This window comes from Janthinobacterium sp. PSPC1-1 (assembly GCF_049897625.1).
GTDB classification, from domain to species: Bacteria; Pseudomonadota; Gammaproteobacteria; order Burkholderiales; family Burkholderiaceae_D; genus Janthinobacterium; species Janthinobacterium tructae.
In genome coordinates this window covers 78,280-103,321 of record NZ_JAFCWP010000013.1, presented here as the reverse complement: position 1 = coordinate 103,321, position 25,042 = coordinate 78,280, and the positions used below count along the sequence as shown (strand labels likewise).

General features: G+C 60.5%; 23 protein-coding genes, 1 tRNA gene and 1 pseudogene. 9 read left to right on the top strand and 16 right to left on the bottom strand.

The annotated features are described in order from the left end of the window. Nucleotides 1-28: 28 nt before the first annotated feature. The gene (locus tag ACP7EG_RS26950) at nt 29-1,249 is read left to right on the top strand and encodes a polyhydroxyalkanoate depolymerase (RefSeq protein WP_141171897.1); all 1,221 of its coding nucleotides are present in this window, start codon (nt 29-31) and stop codon (nt 1,247-1,249) included. Between the two features lie 65 nt (nt 1,250-1,314). Here the strand turns inward: ACP7EG_RS26950 and ACP7EG_RS26945 are convergent, their stop codons facing one another. The 3 genes from ACP7EG_RS26945 to ACP7EG_RS26935 form a co-directional block, all read right to left on the bottom strand. After that, on the bottom strand, nt 1,315-1,998 hold the full coding sequence (locus ACP7EG_RS26945) for a DOPA 4,5-dioxygenase family protein (RefSeq protein ID WP_426090132.1): 684 nt from the start codon (nt 1,996-1,998) through the stop codon (nt 1,315-1,317). A gap of 130 nt (nt 1,999-2,128) precedes the next feature. Then, complete coding sequence (locus ACP7EG_RS26940; RefSeq protein WP_426090131.1) at nt 2,129-4,693, bottom strand: TonB-dependent receptor plug domain-containing protein; 2,565 nt, start codon at nt 4,691-4,693, stop codon at nt 2,129-2,131. 126 nt (nt 4,694-4,819) lie between these two features. Continuing rightward, nucleotides 4,820-5,560, bottom strand: a complete 741-nt coding sequence (locus ACP7EG_RS26935) for a substrate-binding periplasmic protein (protein WP_426090130.1) — start codon at nt 5,558-5,560, stop codon at nt 4,820-4,822. Between the two features lie 43 nt (nt 5,561-5,603). Here ACP7EG_RS26935 and ACP7EG_RS26930 point away from each other — a divergent pair, with 43 nt between their 5' ends. Genes ACP7EG_RS26930 through nth form a run of 3 tightly spaced genes read left to right on the top strand, consistent with a single transcriptional unit; the run spans nt 5,604 to nt 7,302 of the window. Then, nucleotides 5,604-5,924 carry a hypothetical protein gene (locus ACP7EG_RS26930; protein WP_426090129.1) on the top strand — a complete coding sequence of 107 codons (321 nt, stop codon included), beginning with the start codon at nt 5,604-5,606 and terminating at the stop codon, nt 5,922-5,924. 2 nt (nt 5,925-5,926) lie between these two features. Beyond that, on the top strand, nt 5,927-6,658 hold the full coding sequence (gene rsxB, locus ACP7EG_RS26925; protein ID WP_426090128.1) for an electron transport complex subunit RsxB: 732 nt from the start codon (nt 5,927-5,929) through the stop codon (nt 6,656-6,658). After that, nucleotides 6,655-7,302 carry an endonuclease III gene (gene nth / locus ACP7EG_RS26920; RefSeq protein WP_426090127.1) on the top strand — a complete coding sequence of 216 codons (648 nt, stop codon included), beginning with the start codon at nt 6,655-6,657 and terminating at the stop codon, nt 7,300-7,302. Before rsxB ends, nth begins: the two co-directional genes overlap by 4 nt. Before the next feature lie 143 nt (nt 7,303-7,445). On the opposite strand, the gene proB is transcribed toward nth, so the two are convergent. From proB to rplU, 5 genes are all read right to left on the bottom strand, one after another. Further along, nucleotides 7,446-8,564 carry a glutamate 5-kinase gene (gene proB / locus ACP7EG_RS26915; protein ID WP_426090126.1) on the bottom strand — a complete coding sequence of 373 codons (1,119 nt, stop codon included), beginning with the start codon at nt 8,562-8,564 and terminating at the stop codon, nt 7,446-7,448. 27 nt (nt 8,565-8,591) lie between these two features. After that, nucleotides 8,592-9,002 (bottom strand): hypothetical protein, encoded by a 411-nt coding sequence (locus ACP7EG_RS26910; RefSeq protein WP_426090125.1) that lies wholly within the window; start codon nt 9,000-9,002, stop codon nt 8,592-8,594. Between the two features lie 13 nt (nt 9,003-9,015). Continuing rightward, nucleotides 9,016-10,125, bottom strand: a complete 1,110-nt coding sequence (gene obgE / locus ACP7EG_RS26905; protein ID WP_096234008.1) for a GTPase ObgE — start codon at nt 10,123-10,125, stop codon at nt 9,016-9,018. Between the two features lie 113 nt (nt 10,126-10,238). Beyond that, a complete protein-coding gene (gene rpmA / locus ACP7EG_RS26900; protein ID WP_010395157.1) occupies nt 10,239-10,511 on the bottom strand; it encodes a 50S ribosomal protein L27 in 273 nt (90 codons plus the stop codon). A 40-nt stretch (nt 10,512-10,551) separates the two neighbouring features. Continuing rightward, entirely contained in the window at nt 10,552-10,863 is a 312-nt protein-coding gene (gene rplU / locus ACP7EG_RS26895; RefSeq protein WP_038500602.1) for a 50S ribosomal protein L21, read from the bottom strand. 304 nt (nt 10,864-11,167) lie between these two features. Here rplU and ispB point away from each other — a divergent pair, with 304 nt between their 5' ends. Beyond that, a complete protein-coding gene (ispB, locus tag ACP7EG_RS26890) occupies nt 11,168-12,157 on the top strand; it encodes an octaprenyl diphosphate synthase (RefSeq protein ID WP_096234007.1) in 990 nt (329 codons plus the stop codon). 50 nt (nt 12,158-12,207) lie between these two features. On the opposite strand, the gene arsH is transcribed toward ispB, so the two are convergent. The 3 genes from arsH to ACP7EG_RS26875 are packed head-to-tail and all read right to left on the bottom strand — an operon-like array spanning nt 12,208 to nt 13,746. Further along, nucleotides 12,208-12,945 carry an arsenical resistance protein ArsH gene (arsH, locus tag ACP7EG_RS26885; RefSeq protein ID WP_116745860.1) on the bottom strand — a complete coding sequence of 246 codons (738 nt, stop codon included), beginning with the start codon at nt 12,943-12,945 and terminating at the stop codon, nt 12,208-12,210. A 10-nt stretch (nt 12,946-12,955) separates the two neighbouring features. Beyond that, the gene (gene arsC / locus ACP7EG_RS26880; RefSeq protein ID WP_426090124.1) at nt 12,956-13,378 is read right to left on the bottom strand and encodes an arsenate reductase (glutaredoxin); all 423 of its coding nucleotides are present in this window, start codon (nt 13,376-13,378) and stop codon (nt 12,956-12,958) included. Then, nucleotides 13,375-13,746 (bottom strand): ArsR/SmtB family transcription factor, encoded by a 372-nt coding sequence (locus tag ACP7EG_RS26875; RefSeq protein ID WP_426090123.1) that lies wholly within the window; start codon nt 13,744-13,746, stop codon nt 13,375-13,377. Before ACP7EG_RS26875 ends, arsC begins: the two co-directional genes overlap by 4 nt. Nucleotides 13,747-13,869: 123 nt before the next feature. Here ACP7EG_RS26875 and ACP7EG_RS26870 point away from each other — a divergent pair, with 123 nt between their 5' ends. Together ACP7EG_RS26870 and ACP7EG_RS26865 are read left to right on the top strand one after the other, a co-directional pair. Continuing rightward, the gene (locus ACP7EG_RS26870; RefSeq protein WP_426090122.1) at nt 13,870-15,963 is read left to right on the top strand and encodes an AsmA family protein; all 2,094 of its coding nucleotides are present in this window, start codon (nt 13,870-13,872) and stop codon (nt 15,961-15,963) included. Nucleotides 15,964-16,017: 54 nt separating this feature from the next. Then, nucleotides 16,018-16,094, top strand: a tRNA-Pro gene (locus ACP7EG_RS26865). Nucleotides 16,095-16,161: 67 nt separating this feature from the next. Here ACP7EG_RS26865 and ACP7EG_RS26860 read toward each other — a convergent pair. Continuing rightward, nucleotides 16,162-18,204, bottom strand: coding sequence for a hypothetical protein (locus ACP7EG_RS26860; protein ID WP_426090121.1), 2,043 nt, complete (start codon nt 18,202-18,204; stop codon nt 16,162-16,164). 211 nt (nt 18,205-18,415) lie between these two features. On the opposite strand from ACP7EG_RS26860, the pseudogene ACP7EG_RS26855 reads away from it, so the two are divergent. Further along, a pseudogene (locus ACP7EG_RS26855) lies at nt 18,416-19,711 on the top strand (IS701 family transposase); the annotation flags it as partial. A 361-nt stretch (nt 19,712-20,072) separates the two neighbouring features. Further along, nucleotides 20,073-21,467 (top strand): GntP family permease, encoded by a 1,395-nt coding sequence (locus tag ACP7EG_RS26850; protein WP_426090120.1) that lies wholly within the window; start codon nt 20,073-20,075, stop codon nt 21,465-21,467. A 13-nt stretch (nt 21,468-21,480) separates the two neighbouring features. Here the strand turns inward: ACP7EG_RS26850 and ACP7EG_RS26845 are convergent, their stop codons facing one another. The 4 genes from ACP7EG_RS26845 to catC all read right to left on the bottom strand — a co-directional run bounded on the left by ACP7EG_RS26845 (nt 21,481) and on the right by catC (nt 25,035). Further along, a complete protein-coding gene (locus ACP7EG_RS26845; RefSeq protein WP_426090119.1) occupies nt 21,481-22,884 on the bottom strand; it encodes a sodium:solute symporter family protein in 1,404 nt (467 codons plus the stop codon). 112 nt (nt 22,885-22,996) lie between these two features. Continuing rightward, nucleotides 22,997-23,779 carry a 3-oxoadipate enol-lactonase gene (pcaD, locus tag ACP7EG_RS26840; RefSeq protein WP_426090118.1) on the bottom strand — a complete coding sequence of 261 codons (783 nt, stop codon included), beginning with the start codon at nt 23,777-23,779 and terminating at the stop codon, nt 22,997-22,999. 10 nt (nt 23,780-23,789) lie between these two features. Continuing rightward, a complete protein-coding gene (gene catA, locus ACP7EG_RS26835) occupies nt 23,790-24,710 on the bottom strand; it encodes a catechol 1,2-dioxygenase (RefSeq protein WP_426090117.1) in 921 nt (306 codons plus the stop codon). A gap of 34 nt (nt 24,711-24,744) precedes the next feature. Further along, on the bottom strand, nt 24,745-25,035 hold the full coding sequence (catC, locus tag ACP7EG_RS26830) for a muconolactone Delta-isomerase (protein ID WP_426090116.1): 291 nt from the start codon (nt 25,033-25,035) through the stop codon (nt 24,745-24,747). Nucleotides 25,036-25,042 lie beyond the last annotated feature (7 nt).

The window sequence follows — 25,042 nt, the reverse complement described above, 5'->3', positions numbered from 1 at the left end:
GGCGCTTGGAATTAAACAAGGACTCTATATGCTTTACCAACTGCACGAACTGCAACGCTCTTTCCTCACTCCGGTGATGCAATGGGCAGACATGTCCTCCAAGTTATTTACCAACCCGGTTTCCCCACTGGCCCACACTCCGTTTTCGCAACGCATCGCAGCCGGCTACGAGCTGATGTACCGCCTTGGCAAAGACTACGAAAAACCGCAATTCGACATCAAATCCGTGCTCGTCCAGGGCGAGAGCGTCGACATCCGCGAACACGTTGTCGTCACAAAACCGTTTTGCCGCCTGATTCACTTCAAAAAAGAAGCCACTGGCTTGCAACAGCCTAAAGTTTTGCTGGTTGCCCCCCTGTCCGGTCACCACTCGACCCTGCTGCGCGATACCGTGCGCGGCTTGCTGGCCGAGCACGATGTCTACATCACCGACTGGACGGACGCGCGCATGGTACCGCTGACGGAAGGCCCGTTCCACCTGGACGACTACATTTATTATGTGCAAGAGTTCATCCGCCTGCTGGCGCCCGACCTGCACGTGATTTCCGTCTGTCAACCGACCGTGCCTGTGCTGGCTGCCATCTCGCTGATGGCGACGGCAAAGGATCCGCACATGCCGAAGACCATGACCATGATGGGCGGCCCCATCGATCCGCGCCGCTCGCCCACGCAAGTGAACAACCTGGCGACGGAAAAGAAATTCTCGTGGTTTGAAAACACCGTGATCTACGCGGTGCCGCCGAACTACCCTGGCTTTGGCCGCAAGGTGTATCCGGGCTTCCTGCAGCACGCCGGTTTCATCGCCATGAACCCGGGCCGCCACGCACAAAGCCACCGCGAGTTCTACATGCACCTGGTGACGGGCGATGACGAGCCGGCGGAAGGCCACCGTCAGTTCTACAACGAGTACAACGCCGTGCTGGACATGCCGGCCGAGTACTACCTGGAAACCATCAAAACGGTGTTCCAGGAATTCAGCCTGCCGACGGGCACCTGGAAAGTGGGCGGCCAGCTGGTGCGTCCGCAAGACATCACGAATGTGGCGCTGTTTACCGTAGAAGGCGAACTGGACGACATTTCCGGCGCCGGCCAGACGCAGGCGGCGCATGACTTGTGTTCCGGCATCCCTGCCGAGATGCAGCAAGATTTCGTGGCGCCGAAATGCGGCCACTACGGCATCTTCTCGGGCCGCCGCTGGCGCGAGGTCATTTGCCCGAAAATCGGCGAATTCATCCAGAAACACGGCTAATACACAGCATATCCATCAAAACGCCACGCCAGTTCACACTGACGTGGCGTTTTTTTATGCCCAGCTCATGCGCGCGACGTTTCGATTTTCACTGTCGGGCGCGTATTGACAAAGATCTGCTCGACTCGCGGTTCGCCCGGCCCCGGCTTCTTCATCGCATAGCCATTCACGGGCTGCGAACGGTTCACCCACAGCGCGTAATACAGATGGTCGGCGCGCGGATCTTCCGTATTCGGGTGGATCAGTATCGTCAGGCCTAGGCTGTTCAACTGCAGCCACGGCACGATCACGGGCAACAAATCATTGGTAAAGCCGAAATAAAACGAGGGCGTCACGTGCGGGCCGCGCGGCTCCAGGTTCCAGTCGCCCAGTTCGATCTGGAAGCGCTCGGCCGCCCACTTGCGTATCAACGCCGCCTTCTGATAGCTGTCTTCATCAAAATAGATATGCGCGTGATAACTCTCGATATCTGTGTAGGCGCGCGGCTTGCCCGGCAAGGTTTCCTCGCCGGGCCGCACGCTGACAGGGCGCGGCGTGGGCGCCGTATCCGTATGCTCGCCCCACGGACTTTTACCGGGTGCTGGTTTCGCGCGTTTGACGGTGCCATCCTGCGCCAGCGCCGAAGCAGCCAGGCCCGAAGCGGCCAGCGCCGCCACCAGGCCGCCGCCACGCAAGACTGTGCGGCGTTGCGGCGAGAGGAGATTGGCCCATTCCAGATCGATGGCCGCGTGTTGAGTGTTGTCAGACATAGGATTTCCTGATTTTTAGATAAGTAATAAAGAGTGCTCAATGAAAAGGCCAGGGCCAGGCGCATTGCCGAAGACAGTACGAAAGTACGGCGAGGCAATGCAACGCCGCCATGGCCTTTTTTAAGCGCTCTTAAAAGGACACGGTGGCGCGGGCGTAGTAGTAGCCGCCAAGGACGCCTAATGGCCCCGAGTTGTCATACGCGCCCGTGTACTGCGCCAGATTCGACGCGCTGCGTGCTTCGCGCGGCACCTGGCTGGGCTTCTGGTCGAAGACATTGTTGGCGCCCACCGTCACGTTGATGCGCTTGCTGATGTCGTAGCCGACGCTGACATCCGTCACGAAGGCGGCCTTCAGCTGATAATCGCCGCCTGTGATGGCGTTCAGGCGCTTGAGTTTGCCGTAGCGCGTCTCGCGCAGGTTGAATACCCAGCCGGCTTTTTCATACGCCAGGGTGACGATTTCCTTGTCGCGCGGTGCCCGGTACAGCAAGTCGTACTCGGCCGATTTGCTCAGGGTGCCGATATTCGGCAAGCCTTGCAGTACGGCGGGAAGGTCCGCCTTGCCCACCAGGCTCGTGTGGTTGATATTCGCCGCCGCCGTCCAGCGCAGCTTGCCATCGGCCACGCGCAGCACATCCTCGGCCGTGAAATCGACGCCGCGCGTGCGCGTGTCGCCCACGTTGGCAAAATAATGCGCCACAAGGCCATTGCCCACCGTCAAGCCTGCCGAGCGCAGCAGGTTTTCAATGACGGTTGCTTGCGCCGCCGTCAACGGCCGGCCGCTGCCGTCGAGCGCCACGCCCGAGCTGCGGTCGATGCCGATGTTCGACGACACGCCCAGGCGGTCGCTGACCTTGATTTGATACGCATCAACGGCCAGGCGCAGGGTGGGCGTCGGATTGAAGGTCAGCCCGGCCGACAGATTCGTCGATTTCTCCGGTTTCAACGCTTGCGCACCCAGGGCCCGCGCCGCGGCCGAATTCGGCTGCGCCAGGGTGTAGGGCACGCCCGCATGGTCGGACGTGTTCGAATACGATTGCGTCACCAGGCTGGGTGCATGGAAACCGTTGCTGACGGTGCCGCGTACGGCTACGGCGGACGTGACGTCATAGCGGGTGGACAAACGGCCCGTCGTCTTGCTGCCGAAATCGGAATATTTTTCGGCGCGCAGGGCCGTATCGAGCAGCCATTGCGGCGTCAGTTTGGCGCCCAGGCCGATATACGCGGCATAGCTGTGGCGCGCCGTGTCGGACGCATCAACGGGCAGGTAGCCGGCCAGCGCCGACGAGCCGCTGCCCTGCCAGGAAGCGGGTTCGCCAGGGCTGCGCTGCTGCGTTTCATGCGAATACTCGAGACCCAGGCTCAGGTCCGCCGGCTCGCTCAGTCCCAGCTGTACGGGACGGCGCACGTCGGCGTTGGTGGTCGAGCGGCTGTAGCGCTGATTGCCGATGTCAAAATCGGTCTTGCCACCCGGATAATTGAGCGAGTAATTGGCCGAGTGCTCCACGCCCACGTCGATATCGTCACGGCCATACGTCGTGCTCAGGTCCCAGGACCAGCCGGCCGTCTCGCCCTTGATGCCGCCCGTCAGCGCAAAATCGTTTTCGCTCGTCGTTTCATACGGCGTGAATCCGTCGGGATACACGGACAGCAAGCCTTTGTTGGTATTGAAAATGGTATTAGGCAGGCGGAAATTCTGCGCCGAGCGGGCATCGCGATGCGCGTACGTGCCAAAGCCGTACAGTTGCACCTCGTTCGACACGTCATAGCCGAGATTGGCGCTGAGCGAGGCGGTCGTGCTTTGCGGCACGCCTGTATTGCGCCACGGATTGCTGTTGCGCTTCGCTTCAGCCGGGTTCGGCGAAGCACCGGCCGGCAAGCTGTTGTTCGGTCCCAATTTCACCAGCTGGCCATCGCTGTTGCGCACGGCCGGATACGACAGATAGCCGGGATTCAGTCCAAAATTGCGCACGGCGATGCCCTGGCGCTGGACTTCTGCGCCGAAATGGGCAAAGCCGTGTTCGCCCAGGCGCGTGCCGCCATCGATGCGCACGGAACCGTTCGTGCCATCGCCGTCGTAGGTGGAACCGAGCTGCGTGCTGAAGCTGCCCTTGTCATCCGCTTTCAGGATGATGTTGATGACGCCGGCGATGGCGTCGGAGCCATAGATGGCCGAGGCACCATCGCGCAGGATTTCCACGCGAGCAATGGCGCCCGTGGGGATCAGGGCCAGGTCGGTGGCGACGGAACCGGGAAAGCCATCTTCATTGACGATGGCCGTCGTATGCCGGCGCTTGCCATTGACCAGCACCAGGGTATGCGAAGGATCGAGGTTGCGCAGCTGCCCGGCGCGCACGATGCTGCCCAGGTCGGGCTGCACGCGGGCTGGCAAGTTAAACGATGGCAAGGCCGTGTCCAGCGCATCGAGCAAGTTCAATTTTCCGGTGGCCAGCAGTTGCTGCGCGCTGATCACGTCGATCGGCGCGGCGCTGTTGGCCACCGTGCGGCCCGTGCCGCGCGCACCCGTGACGATAACCGTGTCAAACGGCGCGCCAGCCAGCGCACCAGCGCCATCCGTTGCGACCTGCGCATGCGCAGCGCCAGGCGCCGCCAGCACAAGTACGGCCACCGAGACGGCGTGCGCCAGTTGCCGCAGGCGCGGGACGGGGTCTTGCTTGTCTATCAGTTCCAGCATACGAAAACATCCTTTCAAAGTCGTCAACACAGTGGCTGCAGACTAAAGGATGGACAAACAAACAAGAACGAATGGTTTCGTATTTAGATATTTCGTTTTGGCAACGTGCAACAGTGGCACGGCACATCAGGGGGAGGATGGGGCCGAGGCCAGGCTCTGGTCGAGGCGCTTCCAGTAATCGCGTTCCAGCCGGGCCGTATCGATATCGCGCGCCGCTTCGTTGAAGCGCTTTTGCCGCGCCGCACCCTCGGCATCGCGCTGGAAACACACGTGCACGGGGCGCTCCTTGAAGACGGTATCGATGATGGCGATACGCTCGCGCTCGGCCTTGCTGAAATTGGAGCCCATCAGCAAATGCTGCAGGACATGGCGCTCGATGACGATCACGCGATATCGCTTGATCAAGAGTTTCTTGAGATTCGTGGCATCGTTCAACCCCTCTTCCGTTTTCAGCTCGCCACGCGCCACCATGCCATCGAATTGCTCGCCGTTCGAGTAGCCAGCCACGGTGCCGATGCGCAGCTTGCCCAGATCGGCCAGGCTGGCGCCGGGTACGCCATCTTCCTTCAGGTAGGCCAGCACGCCTTGCGTATTGCCAACCGGAACCGAGAAGTGGCAGAGTTTTTCCCGCTCGGGCGTGCGCCAGACGGCCAGGAAACCCGCGTAGCGGGGACTGGCCAGGCCAAACTGCATGGCGCGCTTCCATGGAAAATACTCATATTTGACGACATAGCCCATGCGTTCGAAGATGGCGCTGACCATCGCCCCGGACATGCCATCGGCAGGCAGGCCGCGGGAAATGAAGGGCGGCCAGTCTTCCGCGGCGAAGCGGACGATGCGCGAACTCGCAGCGCCCGGCGCCGCCATGGGGGAGCTAGCCTGCCCGTGCGCAAGAGCAAGTGTAGAGTGCATGAACAAACAGAAGGGCAAACCAACTGTCCGGAGGAAACGCATGTTTTGCTCCTATGGCCTGACGCGCCTAGCAGTGCAGGGGCGGCAACAGGACTGGCGGTCGGCTTTTTTTGTTTATAGGCTTGATAAAAATCATGCTCCCACAAAAAAAAGAAATTACAAAGTTGTTTATTTGCACTTTGAAATTCCCATGAGAAATAAAATACGATTGCGGCGCGCCTGCAACAGCTGGGTACGCCGCACGCTATCCCCCTCTCACGAAACAGGTTTTTACTTGTGCGCGGCCCAGATGGCCGATAATGACGTTTTACCGTATTGAAGATGACCGTGCCGCATCCCGCCTCTCCCTCACTTGCCGACCAGATCGAAGACTTGCTGCCGCAAACGCAATGCACCAAATGCGGCTACAACGGCTGCCGCCCGTATGCAGAAGCGATTGCCGCAGGCAGCGCCGACATCAACCAGTGCCCACCGGGCGGAGCGCAGGGCATCGTGCGCCTGGCCGGCTTGCTGGGCAAAAAAGTCATTCCGCTCAATCCCGTCAACGGCCTCGAACGCCCGCGATCTGTCGCCTATATCGACGAATCGCTGTGTATCGGCTGCACCCTGTGCATCCAGGCCTGTCCCGTCGACGCCATCGTCGGCGCCGCCAAGCAGATGCATACGGTGGTCACCGATCTGTGCACGGGTTGCGACCTGTGCGTGGCGCCCTGCCCCGTCGACTGCATCGTCATGTATCCCGTCAGCGGCGACGCCACCGGCTGGGATGCCTGGAGCCAGGCCGAAGCGGACGATGCGCGCGCGCGCCACGATTTCCGCACGCAGCGCCTGCGCCGTGAAAGCCAGGCCAACGACGCGCGCCTGGCCGCCAAGGCCGTCGCCAAGATGCAGGAAGTGACGCAGGAAGTGCCCGTCACACCCGACGAGCAGGCGGAAAAGGAACGCAAGCGCGCCATCATCGCTGCCGCCATGGAGCGCGCGCGCGCCAAGGCCGCTGCCGCCAGCACGGACACCGCCCAGCCAGCCCCCACCATCCCGAAAAAAGACGCATGAACGCCGCCAAACGCCTGGAAATCTTTACGCGCTTCCGCGCCGCCAATCCCTCCCCTAAAACGGAGCTCGAGTACACGACGCCGTTCGAGCTGCTGATCGCCGTGCTGCTGTCGGCGCAGGCGACGGACGTGTCCGTCAACAAGGCCATGCGTTTGCTGTATCCGGTCGCCAATACGCCGGCCAAGATACTGGCGCTGGGCGTGGACGAGCTGGCCAGCTACATCCGCACCATCGGCCTGTTCCGCACCAAGGCGAAGAACGTCATCGCCACCTGCCAGATCCTGCTGGAACAGCACGGCGGCGAGGTACCGCGCGACCGCGCCTCGCTGGAAGCCTTGCCCGGCGTGGGCCGCAAGACGGCGAATGTAGTCATGAACACGGCGTTTGGCGAACCGACCATGGCGGTCGACACGCATATCTTCCGCGTCTCGAACCGCACCGGCATCGCGCCAGGCAAGAATGTCGATATCGTCGAGCAAAAGCTGCTGAAATTCATACCCAAGGAATTCCTGCAAGACGCCCACCACTGGCTGATCTTGCACGGCCGCTACACATGCACGGCGCGCAAGCCGCAATGCTGGAACTGCATGATTGCCGACCTGTGCGACTACAAGAGCAAGTCGCCGATGCCGGCCGTGGTGTAGGCAAAAAAACGGCCCGAATAGGGCCGATGGAGTCGCTGCGTAGGTCGGATTAGGCGCAAGGCGCCGTAATCCGACGACATTGTTGGCCTGTGGAGGTGTCGGATTACGGCCCTTCGGGCCTCGGCGGCCCCACCTAATCCGACCTACAACAACACCATATTGTCGCGGTGAATCAGCTCATGGCCTTCCATATAGCCGAGAATCGACTCGATCTCGGTGGAAGGCTTGCGCATGATGCGGCGCGCTTCGCCGCTCGTGTAGTTGGACAGGCCGCGCGCCACGGGCACGCCCTCGGCATCGACGCAAGTGATCACGGCGCCACGGCCGAATTCGCCATTCACGCCCGTCACGCCGATCGGCAGCAGGGACTTGCCTTCCTGGCGCAGCTTTTGCACGGCGCCCGCATCCAGCACGACGGCGCCGGCCGTGTGCAGATGATCGGCCATCCACTGCTTGCGCGCCGTCAACTGTCCCGTTTGTGCCAGTAACTGCGTACCGATCGCTTCGCCCTGGGCCAGGCGGCTGAGCACGTCGCTGTCGCGGCCCCAGGCGATGATCGTATGGGCGCCGGACTTGGCGGCGCGCTTGGCGGCGAGGATTTTCGTCAGCATGCCGCCACGCCCCAGGCTGCTACCGGCGCCGCCGGCCATCGCTTCCAGGGCCGGATCGCCCGCCACGCCTTGCGTGATCAGGTAGGCGTTCGGGTCCTTGCGCGGGTCGGCCGAAAACAGGCCGTGCTGGTCCGTCAAGATGACCAGCGCATCGGCCTCGATCAGGTTGGCCACCAGGGCGCCCAGGGTATCGTTGTCGCCGAACTTGATTTCATCGGTGACGACCGTGTCGTTTTCATTGATGATCGGCACCACACCCAGGCGCAGCAGGGTCGTCAGGGTCGAGCGGGCGTTCAGGTAGCGTTCACGGTCTGCCAGATCGGCGTGCGTCAGCAGCACTTGCGCCGTGCCCAGTTGGTGGGCGCGGAAGCTGCTTTCATAGATCTGCGCCAGGCCCATCTGGCCAACGGCGGCGCACGCCTGCAATTCGTGGATATCGGTGGGGCGCCGCTCGAAACCGAGGCGCAGCATGCCTTCGGCGATGGCGCCGGAACTGACCAGCACGACTTCCTTGCCCAAGGCGCGCAAGCCGGAAATCTGCGCAGCCCAGCGGGCAATGGCGGCATGGTCGAGTCCGCGGCCATCGTTGGTGACCAGCGAGGAGCCGACTTTGATGATGATGCGGGTAGCTTTTTGAATCACGGAATCCATGGGGCGGCGCTCTTCACTTAATAGACGTCAGCGCGCAGAACGCAGCAGCAGCAAGGCCAGCCCCACCGTCAGCTCGATTGCGCACATGAACAACACAAAACCCTGGGGCAAGCCGAAACTGATGGCCGCGTACAAACGGCCGGCGGGCTGCGCCAGGACCAACATTGCAGTGATATCGCCGAGGATGGGCGGTTCGCCCTGCCGTGCTGCGAACAGCGCCAGGAGCGCGGTAGCGCCCCAGACACCGACATGGGAGGCGTAGAACTGGCTGTAGCCATTGACGCCATTGAGGAAGATGCCCATGCCGGCCGCCATTTCATCGGCGAACAGCAGGCAGGCGACCACGCTCAGCCCGTAAGCATACGCGATCAGATGCAATACACGGCGCTGCCACGCTTGCTTGCGCGAGGACGCGACAGCGACCGCCTGTACTGACATCAGGGTAAGGCGCTTAGTCGAGGATCTTGAAACGCGGATCATCCGGGTCGATCGACGAGATACCGCGTGCTTCTTCGGTCATCTGCGTTTCTTCGGCACGGCTTTCGCTGTGTTTCTTCGCTTCCAGATGTTGATAAATCGCATTCACCAGTTCCGGGCAACCCTGATGGTTCAGTGCGGAGATCTCGAAGACGGGACCTTTCCAGGCGAAACGCTTGAGGAAGTCCTTCACCAGCTTCTTGCGGTCTTCTTCCGGCACCATGTCGAGCTTGTTCAACACCAGCCAGCGCGGCTTGTCGACCAGCGACTCGTCGTATTTCTTCAGTTCCTTGACCAGCGCCTTGGCTTCCTTGACAGGATCGACGTTGGTTTCAAACGGCGCCAGGTCGACGATGTGCAACAACAGACCCGTGCGCTGCAAGTGACGCAGGAATTGATGGCCCAAGCCCGCGCCTTCGGAAGCGCCTTCGATCAAGCCGGGAATATCGGCGATCACAAAGCTCTTCTCGTGCGACACGCGCACCACGCCCAAATTCGGGTGCAGGGTGGTAAATGGGTAATCGGCAATTTTTGGGCGCGCGTTCGAGACGGCCGAAATGAAGGTCGACTTGCCGGCGTTCGGCATGCCCAGCAGGCCCACATCGGCCAGTACTTTCAGTTCCAGGCGCAGTTCGCGGCGTTCGCCTTCTTTGCCCTCGCCTTTTTGGCGTGGCGCGCGGTTGGTCGAGGACTTGAAGTGGATATTACCCCAGCCGCCTTCGCCGCCCTTGGCCAGCATTTCGGTCTGGCCGTGTTCGGTCAAATCGGCCAGGATTTCGCCGCTCGCGTTGTCGATGATCAAGGTGCCGACGGGCATGCGCAGATGGATGTCATCGGCGCCCTTGCCATAGCAATCTGCGCCACGGCCAGGCTCGCCATTGCGAGCCTTGTGCATTTTGGAGAAGCGGAAATCGACGAGCGTGTTGATATTGCGGTCGGCGACTGCCCAAATGGTACCGCCCTTGCCGCCATCGCCGCCATCGGGACCGCCGAAAGGCCGGAATTTTTCACGGCAGAAAGAGGCGCAGCCGTTGCCGCCATCGCCCGCGATGACTTCGATTTTTGCTTCGTCGATAAACTTCATAATTTTGCCGCCATAAAACTAAAAAGGCTCTACCTTGGGCAGAGCCTTTCGATTGAAGGCTTGCGCCTTACATCATGCGATCACGGCGGAGCGAACTGGCGCCCCGCGATGAATTACGCTGGTACTGCTGCGTTAGGTACAACGGTCACGAATTGCTTCGAGCCAGCACCTTTGACAACGAACTTCACTTTGCCCGCGATCAACGCGAACAAGGTGTGGTCTTTGCCCATGCCTACGCCTTCGCCGGCGCGCACTGGCGTGCCGCGTTGACGAATGATGATGCCGCCAGCATTGATAGCTTGGCCGCCGTAGACTTTAACGCCCAGACGTTTTGATTCTGAATCACGGCCGTTTCGCGTTGTGCCGCCGCCTTTTTTATGTGCCATTTAAGACTCCTTGATAGCTGATTAATTCAAACAGCGGCGATTAGCCGTTGATCGAAACGATTTGGATTTCGGTAAAATTCTGGCGATGGCCTTGATGCTTTTGGTAATGCTTACGACGACGCATCTTGAAAATTTTGACCTTATCATGGCGACCATGCGCCACAACCGTAACCAGTACCGTTGCACCTTCGACCAATGGCGCACCAAACTTAATGGTATCGCCCGCGCCTACTGCGAGAACTTGATCGATGGTGATTTCGGAACCAATGTCTGCCGGTATCTGTTCTACTTTAAGTTTTTCGCCAGCGACAACTTTGTATTGTTTGCCACCGGTTTTTATGACCGCGTACATGATTTGAAACCTCATCAAATGTTGAAAGAATTTGTCCCACTGTCACGCAAAGCAAGCCGTACACAACAGGGGGAACCAGCGATTATACACGGACTGAGAAATTGCGTCAAAAACTATTCACAAAGCTTGATGATCGTGGTATGTCGACAACCTGACCATCATGTCAGGCTTGCGCCAGGCGGACAGAAAAGCACGCGCCAGTGCCAACAAGGTCAAACAATTGCTCTACAGCCATCGGCAAACATCACGCTCGCGCAAGCCATGTCGTATAATCGCCGCACCCACAATCTAATGCAGGTTCGCCTTGTCTGACGCTAACAAACACGTTAACCAAAACACCATCGTGCAAACGATTGCCGCCGATATGGACGCAGTCAATACGGTGATCCGCCAAAAACTGCACTCCGACGTGATTCTGATCAACCAGATCGCTGAATACATCATCAGTGCAGGCGGCAAACGCATTCGTCCCGTGCTGATTTTGCTGGTGGCCAATGCCCACGCTTATCGCGGCACGGCGCACCATGAACTGGCTGCCGTGGTCGAATTCATCCATACCGCCACCCTGCTGCACGACGACGTCGTCGATGAATCGTCGATGCGCCGCGGACGCCAGACGGCCAACGCCCTGTTCGGCAATGCCGCCTCGGTGCTGGTGGGCGACTTCCTGCACTCGCGCTCGTTCCAGCTGATGGTGTCGCTGAACAATATGCGCGTCATGCAAATCCTCTCCGACGCCACCAACGTGATCGCCGAAGGCGAAGTGCTGCAGTTGCTGAACATGCACGATCCGGACGTGACGCAAGAGAGCTACCTGAACGTTATCCGCTCGAAGACAGCCAAGCTGTTCGAAGCGTCGGCGCAACTGGGCGCCCTGATCGCCGGTGCCAGCGAAGACGATATCGAAGCGGCTGCCGAATACGGCCGCTCGCTGGGTACGGCCTTCCAGCTGATCGACGACGTGCTCGACTATGCAGGCGACGCCACCGAAATCGGCAAGAACGTGGGCGACGACTTGCGCGAAGGCAAACCGACCATGCCGCTGATCTGGCTGATGGAAAACGGCACGCCAGAGCAACGCGAACTGGTGCGCAGCTGCATCGAGCAAGGCGACGAACAGCATTTCGACGCCATCCTGGCCGCCATCACCAGTAGCGGCGCACTCGACTACACGCGCAAGCAGGCGGAAATCGCCGGCCAGCGCGCGGCCGATGCCATTGCCGGCTGGCCGGACAGCGTCTACAAGCAATCCATGCTGCAACTGTGCTCGTTTGCCGTGGACCGCAATCACTGATCGCGTTTCACTATCAGCAATAAAAAACGGCGCCACTGGCGCCGTTTTCTTTATGTGCCGCTGCTGCGTTCATGCTCCATGGCCGCGCCCGCCAATGCCTGCACGATGGCCGGCTCCGCCTCCAGCCGCTCGCTGTAGCGGCTGCCCAGGTAATCGCGGCGATCGCGTACCAGCAAAGTAAATTTGTACAATTCCTCCATCACGTCGACCAGACGCTCGTAGTACGGCGACGGCTTCATGCGGCCCGCATCGTCAAATTCCTGATACGCCTTGGCCACCGAAGACTGGTTCGGAATGGTGACCATGCGCATCCAGCGCCCCAGCACACGCAAGCCGTTGACGGCGTTGAACGATTGCGAACCACCCGACACTTGCATCACGGCCAGGGTGCGTCCCTGCGTGGGCCGCACGCTGCCCGTTTCCAGCGGCAGCCAGTCGATCTGCGATTTAAAGACGCCCGTGACGGCGCCATGCCGCTCGGGACTGCACCAGACCTGCCCTTCGGACCAGAGCGACAGCGCGCGCAGCTCCTGCACCTTCGGATGCTCGGGCGACACGCTGTCGACCATGGGCAAGCCGTGCGGATCGAACACGCGCGTCTCGGCGCCAAAATGGCGCAGGATGCGTTCTGCTTCCAGCGTCAGCAGCTTGCTGTAGGAGCGCTCGCGCAAGGAGCCATAGAGCAGCAGGATGCGCGGCGCGTGGGTGGACACGTTGACCGGCGCCAATTTATCCAGGCTGGGCAGATCCAGGTGCGCGGCGCTGATATTCGGTAACTCATTGGCCAGCTCGTCCATCTCAGACCACCGGCTTGCCGTCGGCGCCCACCACGGCCTGGCCGTCTTCCTTGACGAATGCCCCTTGCTGCGGCAGCGGCAGGATCTCCAGCACTTTTTCCGACGGCCGGCACAGGCGCACGCCGAGTTCCGTGACGACGATGGGGCGGTTGATCAAGATAGGATGGGCTTGCATGGCGTCCAGCAGGGCGGCATCGCTCAGCTCGGGATTGGCCAGGCCCAGCTCGTCGTACAGGGCGCCCTTGTCACGCATCACGGCGCGCACGGACAGGCCCGCACGCTTGATCAGGTCGACCAGTTCTTCACGCGATGGCGGGTGCTTGACGTAATCGATGATGACGGGCTCGACGCCCGTGTTGCGGATCAGGGCCAAGGTATTGCGCGAGGTGCCGCAAGCCGTGTTGTGATAGATCGTGATCGTCATGTCGTCGTTTCCTTCAGTAAATGTGGTTCGCTGACGCAGCAAGGCGTACCAGCGCAGCAGTTCTCGGTCAAAAAGGCCAGCAAGCCGTTCATGCCCGCATAGTTGGCGGCATAGATGATGGAGCGGCCCGCCTTGCTCGCCGTCACCAGATCGGCGTGCGCCAGTTCCTTCAGGTGAAACGACAGCGACGATGGGGCAATGGCCAGCGCCTCGGCGATTTTCGTCGCGGCCATGCCCTCCGGCCCCGTCTGCACCAGCAGGCGGAACACGGCCAGCCGCGATTCCTGCGCCAGCGCCGCCAGCGCCGCGATGGCGGCCGTGCTCGTCAGTGGCCCGGCTTGCGTCGTGATTGAGTTTTCATTTTCCATACTTCAATAATAATCGAATTATGGAATCAATGCCAGCAATCGCGATGCGTACGTAACCCAGCGCACCGACCGATATGGCCTATCGGTCTACCTTGATGACAAATCACTGCGATTGGCATCCCCATGACACGCTCGACACCCCTGAAAATCCTCGGCTGGAGCCTGGCCGCCTTGCTGGCCCTGATCGCCCTCCTCGTCATCCTTGTGCTGACCTTCGACTGGAACCGCGCCCGCCCCTACATCAACCAGAAGGTGTCGGAAAGCACGGGCCGCAGCTTCGTCATCGCCGGTGACCTGCAAGTCAACTGGGGGCGAGGGTTGAAGACGGAGCCGGGCTGGCGCCGCTATGTGCCGCGCCCTGTCATCAGCGCGCAGGACGTGCGCATGAGCAACCCGGACTGGGCCACGGCCGGCCCGCAACTGGCCAGCGCGAAACGCATCGACGTGGCCATCCATCCACTGCCCCTGTTGCAGCACAGGCTGGTGCTGACGAACCTGGCGTTCGAGGCGCCAAACATTGCCCTGCAGCGGCGCGCCGATGGCAGCAATAGCTGGACCTTGAAGGATAACGGCCCTTCGCCATGGGAGGTGGAAATCCAGCGCATGGCCTTTGGCGACGGCACCATCCGCTACCTCGACGAAGGCATCGCGCTGGACTTGCGCGCCAAGGTCAGCTCGACGGCGCCCGACGCCACGCCGGGCGACGCGCCAGGCAGCGCCCCCGTGCAGAAATACGGCATTGAATTTACCCTGGGCGGCACCTACCGCAAGGCGTCCGTGACGGGCGGCGGCAAGGCGGGCGCCGTGCTGTCCCTGACCGACAACAACACCGTCTATCCCGTGCAAGCGCACGCCGTGCTGGGCAAGAACAAGGCCAGCATCGCCGGCACCCTGACGGACCCGCGCTCATTGTCCGGCATCGATTTGCAGCTGAGCCTGGCGGGCGCCAGCATGGCCGACCTGTACCCGCTGACGGGCGTGTTGCTGCCGGAAACGCCGGACTACGCCACCAAGGGTCGCTTGCTGGGCAAGAAGGATGGCGCCAGCTGGACCTGGACCTATCAAAACTTCAAGGGCACGGTGGGCCAGAGCGACCTGGCTGGCACCCTGCACTATTTGCCACGCGAGCCGCGTCCCTTACTGCGCGGCGAAGTGACGTCACAGCAGTTGCGCCTGGAAGACCTGGGCCCCACCATCGGCGCAGACAGCAATGCGCAGAAACAGGCGCGCGGCAAAGCGCCCGTGCAGCCCGACAACAAAGCCTTGCCCGTGGAACAGTTCAATACGGCCAAATGGAATGCCCTCGACGCCGACGTGAAGTTTACGGGCAAGAAACTGGTGCGCACGCACGACATTCCATTCAACAACGTCGTCGCCAACATCCACATGAAAGACAAGGTACTGAGTCTGACGCCGCTCAACTTCGGCATGGCCGGCGGCGACATCACCTCGAACATCACGCTTGACGGCCGTCAAAAGACCATCGCCGCGCAAGCCAAGGTGACGGCACGCCACCTCAAAATTCGCGAACTGTTTCCCAAGCTGCAATCGATGCAAGCGAGTTTCGGCGAAGTGTATGGCGACGCGGCCCTCACGGGTCACGGCAATTCCGTTTCCGCCATGCTGGCCAGTGCGAATGGCGAACTGGCGGCCACTGTCAGCGAAGGCTCCGTCAGCCAGTTCATGCTGGAACTGGCCGGCCTGAACCTGGCCAATGCCGTCTTCGTGAAAATCTTTGGCGACAAGCAAGTCCACCTGAACTGTCTGGCCAGCGATTTCGCCGTCACGAATGGCCAGGCCGACGTGCGCCGCTTCGTGCTCGACACGGACACGGCCGTTGTGAATGTCACGGGCAACGTCAACCTGGCCACCGAAACCCTGGACCTCGACGTGCGCCCGCGCACCAAGGGCGCCCGCATCTTCACCCTGCGCACGCCGCTGTACGCAAAAGGCACGTTCAAGAACCCGGACGTGGGCCCGCAAAAAGGCCCGCTGGCCCTGAAAGCCGGCGCCGCCGTGGCGCTGGCCACCATCGTCACGCCGCTGGCCGCCCTGCTGCCGCTGGTCAACATCGACAAAGCCCCCGACACGGACTGCGCCGCCGTCATGGCGCAAGCGAACGCCACGCGCAAGGCGCCCACTTCACCTGCGACGAATGCGCCGGCGAAAAAAGTCAGCGAAGCCGACATCAAGAAAGCGCAGCAGGAAAAGAAATAGGCCTTGACGCAGCCGCTTGAAAGCCGCCCCGCCATCTGCTGTAATACGAATAAGCGGGGTGTGGCTCAGCCTGGTAGAGCGCTGCGTTCGGGACGCAGAGGCCGGAGGTTCGAATCCTCTCACCCCGACCACAGCATATGCGGCTGAAGGTGCAGGTTTTGGAATACTCAGTTATCCTATGCTATTCAGGAAATAGAATCAGTCGAGACCGGACGCGTTCGTTTCCTCCAATGTGGCCGAAAAACTGCATTCCCGCAAGCGCTTCTCCAGCATTTCCTGAGGCGGAATATCCATCTCCATGGCCTGATAGTAGCCCTCAACGTCAGTGTCGTCGAATCCCTTTATCCGATACTCGACCGGAACTACGCACCTCGCAAAAAATTCTGCTTTGGGTGATCTTCGTAAAGCGGCTATTACACCATCAGCAACGCAGCCTCGTGGGTCCACCTGAATGGGCGCCTTCAATGTAAACTCTTCCACTCCACGTGTCATTCCAAAATACATGCTGTCAGCAATTATATTGATCAGCGTATCCCAGTGACAATAGCAAACATCATCACTGTACACTCCATCGCGCAAGTAGGAATTAGCGATAACTAAGCTAAAGACTTTAGTCACTCTACCGCGATATCCGTCGTCATTGGCCCACTCAGCGATTTGATCGAGGTCCTGTTTCAGTGCTGCACATTGCGCGCGGCACTGGCCAGCTTTTTGGTCAAGCCGTTTCTCGGTTTCATAAAATTCATAGGCTTCAGCCGGTGAAGGAATAGAAGCAACTTCGATGACGAACGCCGTGTCGTCGATTACGATCAGTATGTCAATTTCCTCATCGGGCTTATGACGCGGGTGTAGACTCGATCCAATAAAGCGCATACGGTGCCGATGCACACTCTTAGCAATTGCACCACGCATTGCCTCTGCCAAAATATTTTCGTTAGCGGCCCCCTTGCGATCAAAAGTAGGCTTAAGTTTGGCATTATTTTTGGCCCAAGCACTCAATACACGAGCATGATGCACACCCTGCAGCGGCCACCAAAGCAAAACCACATCATCCCCTGCCGACAACAACGGTTTATCCCACAGCGTAAGTGCTTTGGAGGGCGTGAAGCAGAGGAAATCAATACACTCTTTTACTTTATCGGTAGACAGCACCACACATTCTTTAACCGCCTTGATGATTTCATTACGCGGGAAACGGCTCTCAACTATTATCGATAAATCAATTTTATCCTTCACAATATCGAGCGGGAGGGCCAGCTTATGAAGCTGGCCTGCTATCGCCGCCAACTCACCCCAAATAAGCATAATTTCCATAATACTCAATCCAACTTGAGGATGAATCTGTTCGATAAAGCCACTTAACGTAGCGTCTTGCAGTATGCCGTGCGAACGGCGTGTATCTAGCAGTATCTTACGTTCATCATCGGGCACCACAAACGCTGGCACGGATTCCACCGTCAAGTATCCGTCACGCAATCGTACATAGGGGACAAGGACACTATTACTAAAACTCACGGGATCGCCATCCATAAATTCTTTAATACTTCGTGCCATCAGCGCTGGCCGCCGAGCTAGATCTACGGTGGAGCGCATCGCCAGATCACTGCTCCCCTCATCGACGGCGTAGCTTCGACAATCCTGCGCAACAGCAACAGCGGACTGCCACCAGACCACGGAGTTCCAGACTCTCTGAATCGACAAACTATGCTGGGCTAGGTCCATGAGTCCATTAAGCGCATCTTCGAGAGCATCGCTTTCTTGCTCTTCAGCACGCAGCCTGCCTATGCCACCCTTGCGCCCCAGCAATTTCAACGCGCTACATATAGCATCCACCACCGCCTCCATGGGCACCTGCAGCGCGTGGGAGTTACCCGCTGCATCGGTAAAACACCGCATTTCCCGCAGACGCTCGCTGGAGATGGCATCAATGCCTTCCAACGCATTTTCAAAACTGTGAAATACACTAAGTTGTATCCTGTTGATCCGTCTGGAGAAAAAAGAGGTAAGTTCGTCAATCTTACGGAAGTGCAGATGTGACGCCAATTCATCGATGCTCGCTAGCACTCGCTCAGTTTGCTCAGCAAGAATTAATCCAAGCAGGTAGACGTTATGATCTACGGGGCTACCATCACGTTGCGCCAGATAAGCTTGGTGCCAGACCTCTCGGTCGAAGCCGTAGCCAATGGGATTCGGTAACGAAGTGCGCTCCTCCCTAAGCGTTTCAGCAAAATTTAGTCTCATGAGGTCGACCGTCCTATTGAAAAATAATGACGCGTAAGTTAGTTACGCCTTGGAGTAACTAATCTGGACTTTATCCAATTTTGAATCTGGATAATGGGAACGTAAGCCCTGGATGCACTGTCATTGATTGACCAACTCCACCACGAGAGGTTCATCATGGCAGTTTTACCATCCGGGCTTACGCAGTCCATTGTAGGATTTTTCCGATCTCTTTTCCAAGCGAGCCTGGCCGCTGGCGCAGGTGTTGCTGGCCGGTGCCATCCTGGCCGTTGGTCCGCGCACGGTCGCCGCCGTGCTGCGCGTCATGGGCATGGCCGAAGAGAAACAATTTCAGAAGTATCACCGGGTGCTGAACCGTGTCCAATGGTCGGCGCTGGCCGCCAGCCGACGCCTGCTGTGCTTGCTGCTCCAGGCATTCGTGCCGCAGGGACCCGTTCTCATGGCCCTGGACGACACGATTGAACGCCGGCGTGGTGCCAGGATCGCTGCCAAGGGAATCTATCGCGATCCAGTGCGATCGAGCCACAGCCATTTCGTCAAGGCTAGCGGCTTGCGTTGGCTGTGCCTGATGCTCGTGGCGCCGATTCCTTGGGCCGGACGTTGTTGGGCATTACCGTTCTGTTCGGTGCTGGCGCCGTCGGAGCGCTACTACCTGGACCGCAAGCGCCGCCCCAATAAGCTCACCGACCGGGCTCGGCAACTACTATGGATGGTCAAGCGATGGCTGCCAGAGCGGTCCATCGTGGTCGTCGCCGACAGCAGCTTTGCGGCATTGAACCTGCTTGCGGCCGTGCGCGAACAACTGTGCGTGGTCACCCGCCTGCGCCTCGATGCCGCCTTGTACGATCCCGCGCCAGCCAGAGCGGCGGACACGCGTGGACGGCCGCCGTTGAAAGGGGCGCGTCAACCGGCGCTCAAGGAGGTGCTCGCTTCCGGCACCACGCTCTGGCGCGATGAGACGCTGTCGCAATGGTATGGACAGGCAAATAAAACCATCGAGTTCGCCACCGGCACCGCTGTGTGGTACAGCGCCACTTTGCCTGTCGTGCCCTTGCGCTGGGTGCTGGTGCGCGATCCGTGCAACACCTTCCAGGGGCAGGCCTTTCTGTGTACCGACCTAGGAGCCGGGCCGGAACAAATGCTGGCCTGGTTCATCCGTTGCTGGCAAATCGAAGTAACGTTCGAGGAAGCGCGCGCCCATCTGGGAATGGAAACGCAACGGCAATGGTCCGCACCGGCTATCGCGCGCACGACGCCGGCAATACTGGGGCTGTACTCGATCGTCACGCTGGCGGCCAACGCGTTGTTGGCGGGACAAACAATGCCGACCCGCCACGCTGCCTGGGACGCCAAGGACAGCCCGACCTTCTCCGACACCATTGCCTTGGTACGACGGTCCCTATGGGGCACACGGATTTTTTGCGGGTCGGGGCAGCAAGCCGATACCATAAAAATTCCCCGCGCATTATTCCAGCGCCTGACGGAGACCGTCTGTTACGCAGTCTGAATGGATAAAGTCCAGCTAATGTGGCACCTGAAAAAGTCATATATTACTTTTCGCTGAATGAATCAAAAAAAAATCTAATGTACATGCTTTTCACCTCTATGCAGTCTAGTAAGATCAGGAAAATGAGCCTAGAACCGCATTGACAAAGGCCATTGATAACCGTATTCATGATTTGGAGCACGGGGGCCGGAGGTTCGAATCCTCTCACCCCGACCAGTATTCCCCGTCGTCATTGCCTGCGCCTGCACAACCGGCCTACACTGCGCCATCCTTGACCCACGCGTTGGCGTGTTGCCGAGAAGTATGATATTAATTGAACAATTGATTAATTAAACACTTTCATCACGCAAGGGCCTGACCGATGTCTTTCCTGATAGTTCTGGCCGCACTGGCCTTCCTGATGCTGGCCGCCTACCGCGGCTATAGCGTGATCCTGTTTGCGCCCGTCGCCGCGCTCGGTGCCGTGCTGCTCACCGATCCGTCTGCCGTGCCGGCCGTCTTCAGCGGCATCTTCATGGAAAAAATGGTGGGCTTCATCAAGCTGTATTTCCCCGTCTTTTTGCTCGGCGCCGTGTTCGGCAAGCTGATCGAGCTGTCCGGCTTTTCCCAGTCCATCGTCGTGGCGGCCATCCGCTATATCGGCAGTTCGCGCGCGAATGCCGTGATCGTTGCCGTGTGCGCGGCCCTGACTTACGGCGGCGTGTCGCTGTTCGTGGTGGTGTTCGCCGTGTATCCGTTCGCAGCCGAACTGTATCGCCAGAGCAATATCCCGAAGCGGCTGATGCCGGGCGCCATCGCCCTGGGCGCGTTCTCGTTCACCATGGACACTTTACCGGGCACGCCGCAAATCCAGAACATCATCCCCACCACCTTCTTCAACACCACCGGCTGGGCCGCGCCGTGGCTGGGCACCATCGGCGCCGTGCTGACGGTGATCATGGGCCTGGCCTTTCTGGAATGGCGCCGCCGCTCCGTTATGGCGACGGGCGAGGGGTATGGAGAGGAAGCGGAACAGGCCAAGACCGGCGAGGGCGAGCTGCCCCATCCGCTGCTGTCGGTGGCGCCTTTGGTGCTGGTGGGCGTGGCCAACTTTGCGCTGACCAAGCTGATTCCCCACTGGTATGGCACCAGTTACGTGCTCACCGCCGACGCCCTGCCCGGCTTGCATGCGCCCGTGACGACGGCGATTGGCGCCGTGACCGGCATCTGGGCCGTGGAAGGCGCCTTGTTGTTGGGAATTTTACTCGTCTGCGTGACGGCCTTCGGGCGCATCCGCGCCGCCTTTGCCGAAGGCACCAAGGCGGCCGTGGGTGGCGCGCTGCTGGCGGCCATGAACACGGCGTCCGAATATGGCTTCGGCGGCGTCATCGCCGCCCTGCCCGGTTTTCTTGCCGTCAGCAATACCTTGCGCAGCGTGCCCGATCCGCTCGTCAACGCGGCCGTGTCCGTGACGACGCTGGCCGGCATTACCGGTTCGGCCTCGGGCGGCATGAGCATCGCGCTGGCCGCCATGTCGGACAGTTTCATTCAAGCCGCGCAGCAGGCGCACATTCCGCTCGAAGTCATGCACCGCGTGGTGGCCATGGCCAGCGGCGGCATGGATACCCTGCCACACAATGGCGCCGTGATCACCCTGCTGGCCGTCACGGGCCTCACGCACCGCCAGTCCTATCGCGACATTTTCGGCATCACCGTCATCAAGACGGTGGCCGTGTTCCTCGTCATTGCCATCTATTACATGACAGGACTGGTCTGAGGCTTGGGGCAAGCTACAGCCGCGACGACGATGCCGGCTTCGCCAACACTTGCGCCGGCTTGAACAGGTGGCTGATGCCCATGGTCAGCAGCGGACCGGCCAGCGCCAGGTAGGAACTGTCCACGCCATACGGATTGCCCGCCAGGAACCAGCCGATGGTGGCGATCACGGAAACGATCACGCCAACGAAGGCGCCGCGCGGCGTGCCGAACTTCGGCGCATAGAAGGCCATCAGCACCAGCACGGCCAGGGTGGCACGCAGGGCCTTGCCGAGGAAGGCGATCATCAGCAGTTTTTCCGCATACAGCGCCAGCACCAGCGGCAGCAACCCGGCCACGATGATGGCGATGCGCAGGAACATCAGCGATTTCGCGTCGTTCTTCGCCTTGTTGTACCAGGGATCATAAAAATCCTTCATGGCCAGGGTGGCCGATGCCAGGGTGGTGGCGGAAATGCCGCCGAACAGGGCGCCGGCCAGGCCGACGATCATGATGCTGGCGGAAAACGCCGGCATGTGGGCGATCAGTGTCGGGAAGGCATCGATCGACTTCATGCCCGGATACAGCACGGCGCTGCACATGCCGATCAGGGCGGCCATCAGGCCGAACGGTATCATCAGCGAGGACACGTAATAGCAGGCGCGCTTGGCCACGGCCGGGTTATCCGTGCTGACCAGGGCCTGGATCACGTATTGCGTGGCGAAGATGGAACCGATGCCGCCGATCATCCAGGCGATGATCTGGCCCCAGCCGATCTCGACCCAATTGAACATCTTGGCCGGCAGCTGCGCCTGCAGCGCGCCAATACCGCCGGAGGCTTCCAGCGCATACGCCAGCGCCAGGATCACGCCCAGGTATTTGACGATGGAGTGGGCAAAATTGGTGTACACCACCGAGCGCATGCCGCCCAGGCTGACATAGATCACGGTGATGGCGCCCACCAGCAAAATGGCCACGGTTTTATTGATGTGCAGCACGGCCGCCAGCACGGCGCCGCCGCTCGCGTACAGGGCCACGGCAACGATACCCAGCGCGACGATGGTGAGGATCGATGCGGCATAACGCACGGGCTCGCCATAGGTTTGCGCCAGGATGCCGGAAATCGTCGACTGCCCGCTTTCCTTGTATTTTTTGACCAGCACGATGGCCAGCAGCAGGAAACCCAGCGACAGCGCCACCAGATTCCAGGCGGCGGAAATGCCCAGCTCATAGCCTTTTTGCGCCGTGCCGATGCTGACGGAACTGCCGATGAATTCGGACAGCAGCAGCGCGCCGATCAGGTAGGCGGGATAATTGCGCCCGCCCGCCGTCATGCCCTCGGCGCTGTTGGCGTGCTTGCGCACGCTATACGTAATGTACGACATGAGGGCGAAATAGCCCACCGTGACCGCAGCGATGATGATTAATCTGTTTTCCATTCGTCTACTCCAAGTCTGCTTTTCTTTTTGTTATTTTTAAAAAAAGCTTCCCCTGCCGCGTGCCGGACCTGCCGGCGGCGGTGCTCAGGGGCAAAGCGAAATTCTGCCCTGTTTACAACACCAGGAAGTCGCGCAACTGCGCCGTGAAAGCCTGCGCCGCCTCGACATTCGAGATATGCGACGCGGGCACGCTCGCCAGGCGGCTACCCGCCACCTGCTGCTGCAGCCAGCGCGCATCGTCCAGCGTCGTCACGGGATCGTGCTCGCCGGCGATCACCAGAGTCGGCACCGTGATCATGCCCACGGAGGCGCGCAAGTCGGCTTGCGCCAGCGCCTCGCAGCAGGCTGCATAGCCGCCCGCATCCTGGTCGCGCAAGCTGGCGACCATGCGCGCCACCGTGTCCGGCGCGTGCTGGAGAAACTGCGGCGTGAACCAGCGCGCGGGGGCGCCATCGGCTACCGCAGCCATGCCATCGCGCCGGACTTGCTGCGCGCGCGCCAGCCAGGCGTCAGCAGAACCGATGCGCGCCGCCGTATTCGCCAGCACGAGTTGCGTCAGGCGCTGCGGCTGGTGGATACCCAGCCACTGCCCCGTCAAGCCACCCATGGAAATGCCGCAGAACGCAGCGCGCTCCACATCGAGGTGATCGAGCAGCGCCACCACATCCAGCCCCAGCCGCTCGATGCCGAACGGCTTAGCGCCGCTGACGGACTGGCCATGGCCGCGCGTGTCATAGCGCACGACAAAGAAGTCGCCGGCCAGCGCGGTCGCCTGCGCCTGCCACATGGACAGGTCCGTGCCGAGGGAATTCGACAGGATCAGGCAGGGCTGGGCGCGGTCGCCATCGGTGCGGTAATGCAGGACGCTAGCGTCGGATGTCAAAAACTCGGGCATGGCGTCTTCCTCAGGCTGCGGCACGTGGCCGTTCGACCTCGGCCGGCGGCAGCGCCGCGCTGTCGCGGCTCAAGTGGAAATCAAAATCGATCGAGGCAAACGGCTGCTCCAGCTGCAGAGCCGCCAGTTGCGCCGGGTCCTCGATGCGCGTAATGGGCGGCACCAGGCCTTCGCGTGTAGCGAAGGCAAAGTCGTCCCACAGATAATGGTCGCCATCGATATTGATCTGTGTGGTCAGCTTGCGGTGTCCCGGCGCGCTGATGAAGAAATGGATGTGCGCAGGACGCTGGCCATGCCGGCCCAGCAGATCGAGCAGCTGCTGCGTGGTGCCCTCGGGCGGGCAACCGTAACCGACAGGCAGAATGCTGCGGAACTGGTAGCGCCCATCCTGGTCCGCGAGGATGGTGCGGCGCAGGTTGAACGGCGATTGCGTGTGATCGAAGAAGGAGTAATTGCCCAGCAGGTTAGCATGCCAGACCTCGACCTGTGCGCCGGGAGCGGGCTTGCCGTCGGCGTCAAACACGCTGCCCTGCATGAAGAGCACTTCGGCGCGCGCGCTCTCGCTGCCATCGTCCAGCCGGGCAAAGCCCGTGCTGCGCGGCGCCCCAGCCACGTACAGCGGCCCTTCGATGGTGCGTGGCGTGGCGCCGGCCAGGCCGGCTTTCGCTTCGGCTTCGTCGGCCCGCAGGTCGAGGAAGTGTTCGAGGCCCAGGCCAGCGGCCAGCAGGCCCAGTTCACTCGACGCGCCGGCGGCCGACAGATAGGACACGCCGCTCCATACTTCGCTGGGCGTCAGGTCCAGGTCATCGATGGCCTTGCACAAGTCGCCCAGCAGGCGCAGCACCACTTGCTGCACGCGCGGGTTGGCCGGACGGTCGGCCGCTTCCACGATCCACTTCTTGACGAGGGTATCAATGTCGGAATGTTGCATGAGATGTCTCCTTGGTGAAGGTACAGCGTACGGTTCAGGAATCGTCGTCGCGGACCGACGAGGGATGGCGGCACAGCGGCATCACGTCGACCTGCATGTAGGGGAACAGCGGCAGCGAGGTGAGTAAATCATGCAGTTCGTCGACGCTGTCGACGTCGAAGACGCTGACGTTGGCGTACTGCCCGGCGATGCGCCACAGGTGGCGCCACTTGCCCTCGTGCTGCAGGCGCTGGGCCAGTTCTTTTTCCGTTTTTTTGAGCTGCGCCGCCTGTTCCGCCGGCATGTTCAATGGCAGGTTCACGTTCATGCGTACATGGAATAACATGGTTTCT

Bases quoted from the DNA above. Each gene is read 5' to 3' on its own strand.
- catC (WP_426090116.1), bottom strand. From the start codon at position 25,035: ATGTTATTCCATGTACGCATGAACGTGAACCTGCCATTGAACATGCCG.
- rsxB (WP_426090128.1), top strand. From the start codon at position 5,927: ATGACCGTGCCGCATCCCGCCTCTCCCTCACTTGCCGACCAGATCGAA.
- arsC (WP_426090124.1), bottom strand. From the start codon at position 13,378: ATGACGATCACGATCTATCACAACACGGCTTGCGGCACCTCGCGCAAT.
- ACP7EG_RS26860 (WP_426090121.1), bottom strand. From the start codon at position 18,204: ATGAGACTAAATTTTGCTGAAACGCTTAGGGAGGAGCGCACTTCGTTA.
- rplU (WP_038500602.1), bottom strand. From the start codon at position 10,863: ATGTACGCGGTCATAAAAACCGGTGGCAAACAATACAAAGTTGTCGCT.
- rpmA (WP_010395157.1), bottom strand. From the start codon at position 10,511: ATGGCACATAAAAAAGGCGGCGGCACAACGCGAAACGGCCGTGATTCA.
- ACP7EG_RS26845 (WP_426090119.1), bottom strand. From the start codon at position 22,884: ATGGAAAACAGATTAATCATCATCGCTGCGGTCACGGTGGGCTATTTC.
- ACP7EG_RS26940 (WP_426090131.1), bottom strand. From the start codon at position 4,693: ATGCTGGAACTGATAGACAAGCAAGACCCCGTCCCGCGCCTGCGGCAA.
- ACP7EG_RS26850 (WP_426090120.1), top strand. From the start codon at position 20,073: ATGTCTTTCCTGATAGTTCTGGCCGCACTGGCCTTCCTGATGCTGGCC.
- proB (WP_426090126.1), bottom strand. From the start codon at position 8,564: ATGGATTCCGTGATTCAAAAAGCTACCCGCATCATCATCAAAGTCGGC.
- nth (WP_426090127.1), top strand. From the start codon at position 6,655: ATGAACGCCGCCAAACGCCTGGAAATCTTTACGCGCTTCCGCGCCGCC.
- ACP7EG_RS26870 (WP_426090122.1), top strand. From the start codon at position 13,870: ATGACACGCTCGACACCCCTGAAAATCCTCGGCTGGAGCCTGGCCGCC.
- ACP7EG_RS26875 (WP_426090123.1), bottom strand. From the start codon at position 13,746: ATGGAAAATGAAAACTCAATCACGACGCAAGCCGGGCCACTGACGAGC.
- pcaD (WP_426090118.1), bottom strand. From the start codon at position 23,779: ATGCCCGAGTTTTTGACATCCGACGCTAGCGTCCTGCATTACCGCACC.
- ACP7EG_RS26935 (WP_426090130.1), bottom strand. From the start codon at position 5,560: ATGGCGGCGCCGGGCGCTGCGAGTTCGCGCATCGTCCGCTTCGCCGCG.
- ACP7EG_RS26930 (WP_426090129.1), top strand. From the start codon at position 5,604: ATGAACAAACAGAAGGGCAAACCAACTGTCCGGAGGAAACGCATGTTT.
- obgE (WP_096234008.1), bottom strand. From the start codon at position 10,125: ATGAAGTTTATCGACGAAGCAAAAATCGAAGTCATCGCGGGCGATGGC.
- catA (WP_426090117.1), bottom strand. From the start codon at position 24,710: ATGCAACATTCCGACATTGATACCCTCGTCAAGAAGTGGATCGTGGAA.
- ACP7EG_RS26950 (WP_141171897.1), top strand. From the start codon at position 29: ATGCTTTACCAACTGCACGAACTGCAACGCTCTTTCCTCACTCCGGTG.
- ACP7EG_RS26945 (WP_426090132.1), bottom strand. From the start codon at position 1,998: ATGTCTGACAACACTCAACACGCGGCCATCGATCTGGAATGGGCCAAT.
- ACP7EG_RS26910 (WP_426090125.1), bottom strand. From the start codon at position 9,002: ATGTCAGTACAGGCGGTCGCTGTCGCGTCCTCGCGCAAGCAAGCGTGG.